General features: G+C 72.8%; 12 protein-coding genes. 3 read left to right on the top strand and 9 right to left on the bottom strand.

Going from position 1 to position 12,206, the window contains the following annotated elements:
* Positions 1 to 37: 37 nt before the first annotated feature.
* Complete coding sequence (locus tag ACZ51D_RS07660) at positions 38 to 853, top strand: maleylpyruvate isomerase family mycothiol-dependent enzyme (protein WP_465615351.1); 816 nt, start codon at positions 38 to 40, stop codon at positions 851 to 853.
* A 3-nt stretch (positions 854 to 856) separates the two neighbouring features.
* Here ACZ51D_RS07660 and ACZ51D_RS07655 read toward each other — a convergent pair whose 3' ends face one another.
* Together ACZ51D_RS07655 and ACZ51D_RS07650 are read right to left on the bottom strand one after the other, a co-directional pair.
* Entirely contained in the window at positions 857 to 1,558 is a 702-nt protein-coding gene (locus tag ACZ51D_RS07655) for a hypothetical protein (protein ID WP_465615349.1), read from the bottom strand.
* Positions 1,559 to 1,662: 104 nt separating this feature from the next.
* Positions 1,663 to 2,454, bottom strand: coding sequence for a DUF3152 domain-containing protein (locus ACZ51D_RS07650; protein WP_465661557.1), 792 nt, complete (start codon positions 2,452 to 2,454; stop codon positions 1,663 to 1,665).
* A 309-nt stretch (positions 2,455 to 2,763) separates the two neighbouring features.
* Between ACZ51D_RS07650 and ACZ51D_RS07645 the strand changes: the two genes are divergently transcribed.
* Positions 2,764 to 3,183, top strand: coding sequence for a DUF3151 domain-containing protein (locus ACZ51D_RS07645; RefSeq protein ID WP_360502362.1), 420 nt, complete (start codon positions 2,764 to 2,766; stop codon positions 3,181 to 3,183).
* 135 nt (positions 3,184 to 3,318) lie between these two features.
* On the opposite strand, the gene fbaA is transcribed toward ACZ51D_RS07645, so the two are convergent.
* Positions 3,319 to 4,341, bottom strand: a complete 1,023-nt coding sequence (gene fbaA, locus ACZ51D_RS07640) for a class II fructose-bisphosphate aldolase (protein WP_465661556.1) — start codon at positions 4,339 to 4,341, stop codon at positions 3,319 to 3,321.
* A 297-nt stretch (positions 4,342 to 4,638) separates the two neighbouring features.
* Between fbaA and ACZ51D_RS07635 the strand changes: the two genes are divergently transcribed.
* Positions 4,639 to 5,358, top strand: coding sequence for a DedA family protein (locus tag ACZ51D_RS07635; protein WP_360502357.1), 720 nt, complete (start codon positions 4,639 to 4,641; stop codon positions 5,356 to 5,358).
* 130 nt (positions 5,359 to 5,488) lie between these two features.
* On the opposite strand, the gene pyrE is transcribed toward ACZ51D_RS07635, so the two are convergent.
* The 6 genes from pyrE to ACZ51D_RS07605 all read right to left on the bottom strand — a co-directional run bounded on the left by pyrE (position 5,489) and on the right by ACZ51D_RS07605 (position 12,125).
* The gene (pyrE, locus tag ACZ51D_RS07630; RefSeq protein WP_360502354.1) at positions 5,489 to 6,025 is read right to left on the bottom strand and encodes an orotate phosphoribosyltransferase; all 537 of its coding nucleotides are present in this window, start codon (positions 6,023 to 6,025) and stop codon (positions 5,489 to 5,491) included.
* A 46-nt stretch (positions 6,026 to 6,071) separates the two neighbouring features.
* Entirely contained in the window at positions 6,072 to 7,130 is a 1,059-nt protein-coding gene (locus tag ACZ51D_RS07625) for an SRPBCC family protein (RefSeq protein WP_465615343.1), read from the bottom strand.
* Positions 7,131 to 7,326: 196 nt separating this feature from the next.
* Positions 7,327 to 8,841, bottom strand: a complete 1,515-nt coding sequence (locus tag ACZ51D_RS07620) for a polyamine aminopropyltransferase (protein WP_465661757.1) — start codon at positions 8,839 to 8,841, stop codon at positions 7,327 to 7,329.
* 307 nt (positions 8,842 to 9,148) lie between these two features.
* The gene (locus tag ACZ51D_RS07615; RefSeq protein WP_465615341.1) at positions 9,149 to 9,679 is read right to left on the bottom strand and encodes a DUF2617 family protein; all 531 of its coding nucleotides are present in this window, start codon (positions 9,677 to 9,679) and stop codon (positions 9,149 to 9,151) included.
* Positions 9,680 to 10,180: 501 nt separating this feature from the next.
* A complete protein-coding gene (locus ACZ51D_RS07610) occupies positions 10,181 to 11,341 on the bottom strand; it encodes a pyridoxal phosphate-dependent aminotransferase (protein WP_465661554.1) in 1,161 nt (386 codons plus the stop codon).
* A 226-nt stretch (positions 11,342 to 11,567) separates the two neighbouring features.
* The gene (locus ACZ51D_RS07605) at positions 11,568 to 12,125 is read right to left on the bottom strand and encodes a type III secretion system chaperone family protein (RefSeq protein WP_465661552.1); all 558 of its coding nucleotides are present in this window, start codon (positions 12,123 to 12,125) and stop codon (positions 11,568 to 11,570) included.
* Between the last annotated feature and the right edge of the window lie 81 nt (positions 12,126 to 12,206).

Below are 12,206 nucleotides of genomic sequence, written 5' to 3'. Positions count from 1 at the left end.
TACGGAACCGTCCGCCCCTCGGCGTATGTTGGGGCCCATGCCTCCCAAGTCCCGTACGTACCAGCCGCAGAAGACGAGCGCCGCGCTGGCGGCGCAGAACGAGGCGCTGCGTGCCGTGGTGCACCGGCTGACCGCGCCGGACCTCGACCGGCCGACCCGGCTCGGCTCCTGGCGGGTGCGGGAGCTGGTGGCCCACCTGGGCCTGGCGCTGGGCCACCTGCCGGCCTCGGTGGACGACCAGGGGCCGGACGGGCCGGTGCTCTCGCTGGCCGGCTACGCGGAGCTGAGCAGGACGATGGCCGAGGCCGTCGACACCGCGGTGACCGAGCACGCGGTGACCGGGTTCGCCGGCCCGCCCGAGGAGGTGGCCGCCGCGTTCGACCGGCCGCTCGACGCCGTGAAGGCCGTGCTCGACGGGCCGCTGGTGGCGGAGCCGGGGCGGCGGATCACCATCCTGGGGGGCCGGTCGATGCTGCTGACCGACTACCTGGTGACCCGGCTGGTCGAGGCCGTGGTGCACGCCGACGACCTGGCCGACGCGCTCGGCCTGGACGCCTTCCCGCACGACCGCCGGGCCCTCGCCGCCGTCACCCGGATGCTGGCCGACGCCTTCGCGGAGCGCGCCCCCGGCGGTGCGGTCGAGCTGCGGATCCCGCCGTACGCCGTGGTGCAGGCCGTCGAGGGCCCCCGGCACACCCGGGGCACCCCGCCGAACGTGGTCGAGACCGACCCGCTGACCTGGATCCGGCTGGCCACCGGTCGGACCGACTGGCCGACGGCGGTGGAGGCGGCCGCGGTGTCCGCCTCCGGCGAGCGCAGCGACCTGGCGGCCCACCTGCCGGTGCTCGGGTAGCGCTCAGCCCAACTGGTCGGCCAGCGCCTGGGCGGCCTTGCGCAGCGGCTCGCCGGTGAAGGCCCGGTCCGGTTCGCCGTCGCCGACGTCCTGGGAGAGCAGCAGGGCGATGTCGCCCGCGCCCCTGGCCCTGATCCGGGCGACGGCCGCGGTGCCCTCCCCGGGGACGAGCTTGGCCTGCCCGGCGTCGGGCTGCTCGGTGGCGAACTGCCGGACCTGCGCGGCCCCGATCCGTGCGGCGACCTGGATGCGCGGGAGCAGCAGGTTGACCGCGCCGTACTGCGGGATCGCCAGCAACTCGATGCCGATCCGGGTCTCGCCGACCCGGTAGCCGCAGGTGACATCGGCGGTCGGGGGCACGGCCGGGACGGACGGCATGGTCGGCGGGTGGCTCATGCCGGACGGCCACGGCTGTGGCGACGTGCCGTCGCTGACGCTGCCGTCGGCCGCGGGCCCGTCCGCGGTGTCGGGGCCGACCGATCCGGGGATCCCGGCGGCCTTGAGGGCCTTGGCGAGGTCGAGGCCGAACGGGCAGCTGTTCTGCTGGTCCTGGTGCAGTTGCCGGGCGACCGACCGGACGCCGTCGTAGGAGACGCTGCCGGAGCCGGGCGGGCCACCCGGGGAGGAGGAGCAGGCGGCCGTGCCGAGGAGGATCCCGGCGGACGCGAACACGGCGGCGAGCCTACGGCGTTGGGCAGCGGTCATGGCCGCAGGTTACGGCGCCGCGGCCCCGCCGGTTGCCGATTCGACCTCAACTCTGTTCCGAATCGGCGCTGTTCCGACTCCGCGCTGTTCCGCTCGACGGGGTCTTACGGGACCGGGGGCCCGCTCAGGTAGGTGCCGTCCGCCGAGTACGGCCAGGCGTTGGGCGTGCAGCCCTTGAGGCCGTAGATCTGCTGCATCATCGCGGGCGCGGGCTTTCCCGGGCCGGCGCAGCCCTCGTGCCCGTGGCCGATCCGGTGGCCCACCTCGTGGTTGACGATCAGGGCCCGGTACTCCTCGATCGGCCCGCTGAACTGCGGTGATCCGATGTTCCAGCGCTTGGAGTTGACGAGCACCTGGTTGCCGACGTTGCAGTTGACCTCGCCGTGGGTGTCCAGGCCGGAGGCGCCGCAGATCTTGTCCACGGTGGCGGGCGAGGCGATCTTCACGGTGAAGTCGTACGAGCCGTTCGCGACCAGCTGGAAGCCGTTCTTGTGGTCGTTGGTCCAGCCGCGCGGGTCGCCGAGGATGCCGTGGATCTGGGCGGCGGAGGCCGCGGCGTCGATCCCGATGCCGTCCTCGACCTCGACCCGGTAGCGGCGCACGGTGCCGCGCCCGACCGCCTTGGCGGTGGCGGGGGCGATGGTGAAGGTGCCCGCGCCCGCGGTGGGGCCGGGGTCCGGTTCGGCGGGGGTGGGCGGGGCCGGCGGCGGGGGCGTCGGGGTGGGCGGCGGGGCGGTGACCGGGGCCGGGGGCGGTGACGCCGTGGTGGTCACCTCGCCCGGCGGGACGGCCCTCGCCTGGGTGGTCGCAGTGGCGGTCGGCGTGCCGGAGGGCCGGTGCAGCATGACCGCGGTGGCGCCCAGCACCAGGGCGGTCAGCACCAGTGCCGTGAGCATGCCAGGCCTTACTCTCCGGCGCGGCCGGCGGCGTCTGCGGCCGCCGTTTCGGGACGGGGCGGCGCGCCTGCTGGCGGGTCGGACTGCGGGCATGATCGTCACCTTGGCATGGCGAACGGGTGAATGTCCATGTACCCGGTATGCACATCTCGGGCCGGATCTCCGCCCGGCTCCCGTGGACCCGGGCGACCGGCAGGCCCAGCGAACGGACCGGGTCCAGCAGCTTGCGCACCGAGCGCACGGCGGCATGGGCACGCCGACCGCGGTGCGGCGGTTGACCCCTGCGTCTCGGGTGGCAGACTTCAGCTCATGGCGATTCACAGGAATCTTCTCGACGGCCCCGAACCGACCCACCTGCCCGAGGAGGAGCGGCCCTACCGGATGCTCGCGGAGGAGTCGGCCTCACCGACCCAGGTGGCGGCCGAGTTCCCGACCTTCTGCCTGGCCTGGGCCATGCTCGCCGACGACGCCTACGCGGCCGGCCGGTACGTCGAGTCGTACGCCTACGCCCGCACCGGCTACCACCGTGGCCTGGACGCGCTGCGGCGCAGCGGCTGGAAGGGCCACGGCCCGGTGCCGTGGGAGCACCGCGGCAACCGCGGCTTCCTGCGCTGCCTGGCGGCGCTCGCGCGGGCGGCCGGCGCGATCAAGGAGACCGAGGAGGAGACCCGCTGCTGGCAGTTCCTGAAGGACAGCAGCGCGGAGGCGTACGCGGAGCTCAAGCAGTAGGAACCCGACGTGCGGGTGCCCCCGGCGGTCCTCCGCCGGGGGCACCCGTGTCTCACGCGGCTATCGCGCCTGGTTCACGCGGCTATCGCGCTCACTTCACGCGGCTGCCGTGCTCACTTCACGCGGCTGCCGTGCTCACTTCAGGCGCTTGCCGGCCGAACGCAGCTGCTGGGCGGCCTCGAGCACGCGGGCGGCCATGCCGGCCTCGGCGAGCTTGCCCCAGGTGCGGGGGTCGTAGGTGTTCTTCTTGCCGACCTCGCCGTCGACCTTCAGCACGCCGTCGTAGTTGGCGAACATGTGGCCGGCGACCGGGCGGGTGAAGGCGTACTGGGTGTCGGTGTCCAGGTTCATCTTCACGACGCCGTTCTCCAGCGCGGTGGCGATCTCCTCGGCGGTGGAGCCCGAGCCGCCGTGGAAGACGAAGTCGAACGGGTCGGTCTTGTTGTACTGCTTGCCGATCGCGTCCTGCAGCTCGCGCAGCAGCTCCGGCTTCAGCACGACGTTGCCCGGCTTGTACACGCCGTGCACGTTGCCGAACGAGGCGGCCAGCAGGTAGCGGCCCTTCTCGCCCAGGCCCAGGGCCTCGGCGGTGCGCACGGCGTCGTTGACGGTGGTGTACAGCTCGTCGTTGATCTCGTGCGTGACGCCGTCCTCCTCGCCACCGGTCGGGGTGATCTCGACCTCGAGGATGATCTTGGCGGCGGCGGCCTGGGCCAGCAGCTCCTGGGCGATGGCCAGGTTGTCGGCCAGGGTCTCGGCGGAGCCGTCCCACATGTGCGACTGGAACAGCGGGTTCTCGCCCTTGGCCACGCGCTCGGCGGAGACCGCCAGCAGCGGGCGGACGTAGCCGTCCAGCTTGTCCTTCGGGCAGTGGTCGGTGTGCAGCGCGACGGTGATGTCGTACTTGGCGGCGACGATGTGGGCGAACTCGGCGAGCGCGACCGCGCCGGTCACCATGTCCTTGTTGTGCTGGCCGCCCAGGAACTCCGCGCCACCGGTCGAGATCTGGATGATGCCGTCGCTCTCGGCCTCGGCGAAACCACGCAGCGCGGCGTGCAGGGTCTGCGACGACGTGACGTTGATGGCCGGGTAGGCGAACTTGCCCGCCTTGGCCCGGTCCAGCATCTCGGTGTAGACCTCGGGAGTTGCGATGGGCATGCGATCCGCTCCTGTCGGGTTGCGGCGTACGGACGGTGCTGTCCGACGCTGTGTACGCCTTCGTGACGACTCCGTGCCGGCCCGCCGACGCGCGGCGTTGCGGTGTGGCTCTCCGGCACCAAGCTTCGAGGCGACCTCCGCGTACGGCCATGAGGGTGGTGGGCCGCCGCGGACCGGACGCCTGGGCCATCTTCCCAGACTCGTGCCCACAGGTCAGCAGGAGCCCGCCTGTCGGAACAGGGGTCCCGGGCACGGTACGCCCGCTCGCCCGCAAGGTCCGCCCGCTATCCTGCGCCCGTGGACTACAACCAGTTGGCCGTCAATCTGCTCGACGCCAAATCCCTGATCTCGTCCCTCGGCGCCATCGGGCTGATCGCGATCATCTTCGCGGAGACCGGCCTGCTCGTGGGCTTCTTCTTCCCGGGCGACTCGCTGCTGATCATCGCGGGCGTCGCTTCCTCGAGCGCCGCCTCGTCGGTGCTCGGTGAAGGCGCCAGGCTGCCGATCGGGGTCCTGCTCGTCGGCTGCCCGATCGCGGCGATCGCCGGCGCCCAGCTGGGGCACCTGATCGGCGCCAAGGTCGGGCCGAAGATGTTCGACAAGCCCGACTCGAAGATCTTCCGCCGCGAGTACGTGGTGAAGGCGGAGGAGTACTTCAACAAGTTCGGCTCCGGCAAGGCCGTGCTGCTGGCCCGCTTCATGCCGATCGTCCGCACCTTCCTGAACCCGGTCGCCGGCACCCTGGAGATGCCCGCCAAGACGTTCTTCCTGTGGAACGTCATCGGCGGTGTGCTCTGGACCGAGTCCATGCTGCTGATCGGCTACTTCTTCGGCGACGCGCTCGCCCCGGTCATCGACAAGTACCTGATCCCGGCGGTGCTGCTGATCGTGCTGCTGTCGATCTCGCCGATCCTGATCGAGGTCATGCGCGAGCGGAAGAAGAAGAAGGCGGGCGGCGCCGACCACACCGACGACACCTCGGCCCAGGCCGGCGGCGGCCGGCACCGGCGGGGCTGACCGCAGACGCACCAGAGGGCCGGGTCTGTTTCACGTGAAACAGACCCGGCCCTCTGTCGTTCGTCAGGCGGTCCCGTCAGGCTCCCGGCAAGGCGGTCCCGTCAGGCGGTTCCGTGCTGCGGCTCGGACGTCAGAGACCCAGGTCGTCCAGGGTGTACGCGGTCACGTACTCCAGGCCCTGCTCCGCGATGGCACCCGCGCCGCCGCGCTCCACGATCACCGCGACGCCGACCACCTCGGCGCCCGCCTCGCGCAGCGCCTCGACCGCGGTCAGCACCGAGCCGCCCGTGGTGGAGGTGTCCTCGACCGCCAGCACCCGGCGGCCCTTCACCTCGGGGCCCTCGATCCGGCGCTGCAGGCCGTGCGCCTTGCCCGCCTTGCGGACCACGAAGGCGTCCAGCTTCTGCCCGCGCGCGGCGGCGGCGTGCAGCATCGAGGCGGCCACCGGGTCGGCGCCCAGGGTCAGACCGCCGACGGCGTCGTACTCCAGGTGCGAGGTCGCATCCAGCATCACCCGGCCGACCAGCGGGGCGGCCTCGCCGTCCAGCGTGATCCGGCGCAGGTCGACGTAGTAGTCGGCCTCCTTGCCGGAGGAAAGGGTGACCTTGCCGTGCACGACGGCCTTGTCCTTGATCTGTGCCAGCAGGGCGTCGCGGTCGTTGCTCATGAGCGTTCAGTCTAGGGCCTGGCGATCCCCGCGGCGCTCCGGCCGACTAGCGGCGGCGCAGCGCCCTCACCAGCACCACGGCACCACCCAGCAGCGCCACCGAACCGCCGATCACCCACGGCACCGCACTACGGCCGCCGGCACCCGGCACCACGATCCCGCCCGCCTCGCCGCCCCAGCGGGACGCCGCCCGGGCCCGCGCGCTGCGGGACGGCAGCGCCGGGGCGTACGGACCGCGCGGCGGGGCGTGATCCACCTCCTCGGCGGACCGGCCGACGATGCTGCGGCGCACCGGGCCGGTGAGCACCGGCTCCTCCTCGTACGCGAAGAGCGGCTCGACGGGGATCTCCTCGGCGACGGCGTCCTGCTCGGCGGAGCCCTCCTCGACGTCGTCCGCCACCTCGGCGCCGCTGTCGTCCCCGTCCTCGTTCTGCCCGTCCTGGGCGTCCTCGTCCTCGTCCTCGTCCTCGTCGTCGGCGGAGCCGGTGGGGAGACCGAAGCGCTCGGCGTCGGCGTCGGAGAAGGCGATCAGATCGGAGAGGTCGTCGTCGAGGTCGTCACCGGGCTGGTCCAGGCGGTCCTCGATGAAGACCACTCCGGCGGTCCCGGCCTCGGCGTCCTCCTGGTCCTGGTCCTGCTCCTGGTCGCCCTCCTGGTCGCCCTCCGGGGCCACCAGGGCGGCGGCGAACCTGTCCAGCAGTCGGCGGCCGGTGGCGTCGAGGGACTCCCCGTCGAACTCGGTCAGCCGACCGGTGGCGCTCAGATCGCCGGTGAAGCGGATCACGGCGGTGCCGTCCTCGGCGCCGTCCGCGACGCTGACCCGCACGGTGGCCGTCGCCTCACCACTGCCCCGGGCCTCCTGGCCCTCGGCGAGCACGGTCAGCACGCCCTCCCGGCCCCCGATCAGCGACAGCACACCCTTGTACGTGATCGTGGAGCTGCCGATCCGCAGCTTCAGCCGCCCGCTGATCTCCTCGGCCGGCCCGCCCCCGACCGCAGCCGGCTCGGTGCTCAGCCCCGGCACACTCCGCGCCAGCAGTGCCGGATCCTGCAAGGCCTGCCGCACCAGCTCGGCGGGCATCGGGACGACAACCTCATGCTCCATGCCACGGAGCCTACCGACCCGAACCCGCCCGGTCCCTACCCACCACCACCCGACTTTCCCCACCTCACCCGCCCCACCCCGACCGACCCCTCACACCCCCGCCCGGCGCCTCGCGACCCGCCCGGCCCACCGTCGTTCCGATCGCTCGTGCTCCCCCGGAGGCCCGACTGCTCCTGAGGGTGCCTGTGACCGCCGGTCAGCGGGGGCTGAGGAGGGTGAGGGCGGCCAGAGGGTGGGCGGGGCGGAGGGTGGTGAGGCGGGTGGTGGAGGCGTGGAGGGTGTCGGGGGTGAGGGCGAGGGGCGGCGGGGCGTCGGGGGCGAGGGTGAGCGGGGGGCGGGTGGCGGCGGCGAGGAGGTAGTTCTGGGTGGTGTCCGGTGGGCCGGGGCGGCAGGTGGCGGTGGGGCTGCCGGGGACGGCGTACGGGGTGGTCTGCAGCCCGGCCGTGCGCAGACCGGAGTCGATCTGCCAGAGGCCGTCCAGGTCGCTTCCGGCCCGGACGGCGATCCGGCCGCCGGGGGAGAGCAGCCGGGCGGCGAGGCCGTAGAACTCCTGGGAGTGGAACTTGACCGGCCCGCCGTCGGCCGGTGCGGGCAGGTCGGCGAGCACCACGTCGTACGGTCCGTCGCCGCCGGAGGCGTCCGCGTCCGCGTCCGCGTCCGTGCCCGCTCCGCGCAGCCAGGCCATCGGGTCGGCGGCGGTGGTGCGGACCCGGGGGTCGTCCAGGGAGTGGCCGCCGAGGGCGGCGAGGGCGGGGTCGGTGCGGGCGAGCCGGGGGAGGGCTGGGTCGGCGTCGACCAGCCGGACGGAGCGGACGCCCCGGTGTCGCAGGACCTCCCGGAGGGCGAGCCCGTCGCCGCCGCCGAGCAGCAGGACGCGGGTGTCGGGGCCGGCGGCCATGGCGGGGTGGACCAGGCCCTCGCCGGCCCGGTACTCGTCGGGGCCGCAGACCGCGAGTCGTCCGTCGAGGTAGAGCCGGAGGGGGCCCTCGGCGGGGCCGGTGAGCACGATTTCCTGGTGCCGGCTGCGGGTGGCGTAGCGGACCTGGTCGCCGTAGAGGGCGTGCCGGGCGGCGCGTTCGATGCTCTCGGAGCCGGCGGCGGCCGCGGCGAGCACGGCGAGGACGAGCAGGCAGCCGCCCCAGAGGAGCCGTCGTATCGGCGGGGCCGGTTCTTCCCGGAAGAGCCAGAGCACGACGGCGGCGCCGGCGACGGCGTTGACGGCGCCGGTGACAAGTGCGCCGTCGCCGGGGCCGAGCGCGGGCAGGATCAGGAACGGGAAGGCGAGTCCGCCGATCAGCGCGCCCACGTAGTCGGCGGCGAACAGGTCGGCTGCGGCGCGGCCCGCGTCCTCGCGCCGGATCCGTTGGATGAGGGTCATCAACAGGGGGATCTCGGCGCCGATCAGGGTGCCGATGAGGCAGGTGAGGCCGACCATCGCGGCTTGGTAGCGGCCGAGCCAGGCCCAGCAGGAGTAGAGGGTGAGGACGGAGAGTCCGCCGGTGAGGGCGAGCGCGCACTCGACGAGGGCGAAGGCGGTGGCGGGTCGGCGGGTGAGCCGTTTGGCGAGCAGGGAGCCGAGGCCCATCGCGAACACCATGACGGAGAGCACGACGGAGGTCTGGGTGACGGTGTCCCCGAGCAGGTAGTCGCCGAGCGCGACGAGTTCGAGCTCGTAGACCAGTCCGCAGGCCGCGCAGACGAACGCGGCCATCAGGACGGTCAGGCGGGCGAGCCGGGGGCGGCAGCGCAGCCGGGACCGACGGCGGGCGGGCAGTGGGGCGAGGCCGTGCCCGGGGCGGGGTGGGGTGCCGTCGTCGAGGTCCACTCGCGGGCGTGCGGGCGGACCGGCCGGATGGTTGATCACGAACAAACGCTAGGGGACGTGCGGGACGGATAGCTGCGCCCATCCGACGGACAGTGAGCGACGTCGGATTGACGAATCGTTCCTGCGTACGATTCGGAGGCCTTCGTTTTGCGGCGTATGTCCGGATCGGTGCTTCCGTCCTGGCCTTCGGTGGTCATGGCCCCGACACCACGAGCGAGGAGCGGGTGCACACCAGCTGCCCCTCCTGCGGGTAGGCGTGCCAGGTCCGCCAGAGCAGGCGGTCCGTGCCGCCCTGGGTGACCAGTGCGGTGAAGGCGCTGGGGTCGCCCGGGAAGACCCCGGCGAGGCCCCGCGGGTGGCCTTCGACGAGGGTGAGCAGTTCCTGGGCGCGGGCGGCGAAGTCGTGCGGCGGCAGCGCCTCGATCCGGGCGGCGAACTCGTACTCCCAGCCGCCGACCTGTTTGGCCACCCGGGCCGGCAGTGGGGTGCGGCGGCCGGGCAGGCAGGCGACGGTCTCCAGGCACCGGCCGGGACCGGCGTCGATCACCACTTGGTGCGAGGCGCCCAGCAGCCGCAGCTGGAGGGTGCCGGTCGTGCCCGGACGGCCGCCTCCGGAGAGTCTCAGGTCGCGGACCGCGAGAGCGGGCAGCGGGTCGCCGCCGAGGCACCAGGCGAGGTCACCGGCGCGGGTGTCCGTGTAGGAGGTCTGCAGTGTGGTGAGCATGCTCGGCTCCGCGTTTCAGCTCCGTGCGCGCCCGCCGAGCAGCAGCGAGTAGGCCTAGGCGATCGCGAGGCTGTTCGTGGCTGTGCGGCCCTGGGCGCGGCCGACCGTGGAAGGAAGGATTCCGGCTGGAGATTCAGCAGCAGAGAAGCACGAATACGCCGGGTCCGCCGGTGATTTACCCAACTTTGTCAAGCATTCACCGTTTCGAGCACACCTGCTTCCCGGCTCTGATCGACCCGGTGTGCGAGTTTGCACAGCGCGCGCCCCTACCGCCGGGTCGTGCGCCGTGCGCGCCGGGTGTGCGCCGCCCGCGCGCATCACGCGCCGCCGCCCTCCCTGCACGGGGCGGAGAGGGCGGCGGAGGTGTGCCGGAAAGGCCGTCGGATGTGCCTCGCTGGCAGTAAACGGGCAAGCCGACCAAGCAAGTTGATGGTGCCTCAGAACTGTTGTCGGGGCGGGACCGCTCCTGTTCGAAGGGCGCGAAAGGGGGCGCGCGGGCCCTCAGAGGCGCTGCAGACGGGTCACGGCCTCCTGGAGGACATCGTCCTTTTTGCAGAAAGTGAAGCGGACCAGGCTACGGCCGGCGTCGACGTTGTCGTAGAACACGGCGTTCGGGATGGCGACGACCCCGCAGCGCTCGGGCAGGGCGCGGCAGAACTCGACGCCGTCCTTCTCTCCGAGTGGGGTGATGTCGGTGGTGACGAAGTACGTGCCCTCGGGGGTGAAGGCCCGGAAGCCGGCCGCCGCCAGGCCGTCGATCAGCAGGTCCCGCTTGCGCCGCAGGTCGGCGCGGAGGCTGTCGAAGTAGCTGTCGGGCAGCCGCAGCGCCTCGGCGACGGCGTACTGGAAGGGTCCGGCGCTCACGTAGGTGAGGTACTGCTTGGCGGTGCGCACGGCCGCGACCAGGGCCGGGCTCGCGGTGACCCAGCCGACCTTCCAGCCGGTGAAGGAGAAGGTCTTGCCGGCGGACGAGATGGTGACGGTGCGTTCGCGCATGCCGGGGAGGGCGGCGATCGGGTGGTGGGTGGCGCCGAAGACCAGGTGCTCGTACACCTCGTCCGTGACCACCAGCAGGTCGTGCTCGACGGCGAGTTCGGCGATGCCGCGCAGCTCGTCGGCGGTGAGGACGGTGCCGGTGGGGTTGTGCGGGGTGTTGATCAGCAGCAGCCGGGTGCGCGGGGTGATCAGGGCGCGCAGCTCGTCCAGGTCCGGGCGGAAGTCCGGGGCCCGGAGGGTGAGCGGGATGCGGACGGCGCCGGCCATCGCGATGCAGGCGGCGTAGGAGTCGTAGAAGGGCTCGAGGGCGATCACCTCGTCGCCCGGCTCCAGCAGGGCCAGCAGGGCGGCGGCGATGGCCTCGGTGGCACCGGCGGTGACCAGCACCTCGGTGTCCGGGTCGTACGACAGGCCGTGGAAGCGCTGCTGGTGCTCGGCGATGGCGGTGCGCAGCTCGGGGACGCCGGGCCCGGGCGGGTACTGGTTGCCCCGGCCCTCGCGCAGCGCCCGCACGGCCGCTTCGCGGACCTCCTCGGGCCCGTCGGTGTCCGGGAATCCCTGCCCGAGGTTGATCGAGCCGGTTGCCGTGGCCAGGGCCGACATCTCGGCGAAGATCGTCGTGCCCATCCCGGCCAGTCGGCGGTTCAACAGCGGCCTCGTACCCATCAGCGGCTCCTCACGGCTCGTAGTGACGGCCATCCTCTGACGGCCGGCGAGCAATGGAAAGCACGCGCACCCGCCGAGCCCGCCCGGCCCGAGGAGAGGCGGCCGTCCTGGGACAGCCGGGGGCCGGGGACAGGTACGGCCCGCCACCGACGCGAGCGTGGTGGCGGACCGTACCGGACGGTGCCGGGGTGTGCCCGGCGGTGCCGGGCGGGGTGCCGGGGCGGGATCAGGCCTCGTCGGTGCCCTCGGGGGCCTCGCCGTCCTCGCCCTCGATCTCGTTCTGCAGGCCCAGGCGCTCGACGATCCACTGCTCGAAGCCGACCGCGGCCTGGGTCCAGTTGGCGGTGGTGCTCACGAAGTAGTCCAGGTTGACGCCGGTGCCGACGATCATCTGGGCCTCGCCGATCAGGCGGACCACGCCGTCCTCGTGGGTGTGGGTGTACACCTTGGGCCAGAGGGTCTCGCGGTTCCACTCGTCGATCAGGTCGAGGATCTCGCCCTTCTTCTCCAGCGGGTACGCACGGTCGTAGAACGCGCGCACCGCGAAGAGCTCCTTCTGCTCGCCGCGGAACATGTAGTAGACGCGGAAGCCCTCCCAGGGGGCGGTGAGGTCGCCCTCCTCGTCCACGACGTGCTTGAGCTGCATCTGGTCGAGCAGCTGGGCGACCAGGCTCTGGTCCGGGACGATGATCGGCGGCGGACCGGCCGGGCCGCCGCCCTGGCCGCCGGGCTGGCCGCCCTGGGGCGCGCCGAACGACGGGATGGACGACGGGTCGATGCTCATGGGGGTCCTCTTCCTCAGTGCACGTGGTGGCCGGCAATGAGAGGCCGCCCTTTCCACCTCCCATCCTGCCTCATTCGGGGC

The organism is Kitasatospora sp. NPDC033851 (assembly GCF_055576085.1).
Note: the sequence above shows the minus strand (reverse complement) of the source record. Positions and strands in the feature narration are given on the sequence as shown.

Bases quoted from the DNA above. Each gene is read 5' to 3' on its own strand.
- ACZ51D_RS07660 (WP_465615351.1), top strand. From the start codon at position 38: ATGCCTCCCAAGTCCCGTACGTACCAGCCGCAGAAGACGAGCGCCGCG.
- ACZ51D_RS07655 (WP_465615349.1), bottom strand. From the start codon at position 1,558: ATGACCGCTGCCCAACGCCGTAGGCTCGCCGCCGTGTTCGCGTCCGCC.
- ACZ51D_RS07650 (WP_465661557.1), bottom strand. From the start codon at position 2,454: ATGCTCACGGCACTGGTGCTGACCGCCCTGGTGCTGGGCGCCACCGCG.
- ACZ51D_RS07645 (WP_360502362.1), top strand. From the start codon at position 2,764: ATGGCGATTCACAGGAATCTTCTCGACGGCCCCGAACCGACCCACCTG.
- fbaA (WP_465661556.1), bottom strand. From the start codon at position 4,341: ATGCCCATCGCAACTCCCGAGGTCTACACCGAGATGCTGGACCGGGCC.
- pyrE (WP_360502354.1), bottom strand. From the start codon at position 6,025: ATGAGCAACGACCGCGACGCCCTGCTGGCACAGATCAAGGACAAGGCC.
- ACZ51D_RS07625 (WP_465615343.1), bottom strand. From the start codon at position 7,130: ATGGAGCATGAGGTTGTCGTCCCGATGCCCGCCGAGCTGGTGCGGCAG.
- ACZ51D_RS07620 (WP_465661757.1), bottom strand. From the start codon at position 8,841: ATGGCCGCGTTCGTCTGCGCGGCCTGCGGACTGGTCTACGAGCTCGAA.
- ACZ51D_RS07615 (WP_465615341.1), bottom strand. From the start codon at position 9,679: ATGCTCACCACACTGCAGACCTCCTACACGGACACCCGCGCCGGTGAC.
- ACZ51D_RS07610 (WP_465661554.1), bottom strand. From the start codon at position 11,341: ATGGGTACGAGGCCGCTGTTGAACCGCCGACTGGCCGGGATGGGCACG.
- ACZ51D_RS07605 (WP_465661552.1), bottom strand. From the start codon at position 12,125: ATGAGCATCGACCCGTCGTCCATCCCGTCGTTCGGCGCGCCCCAGGGC.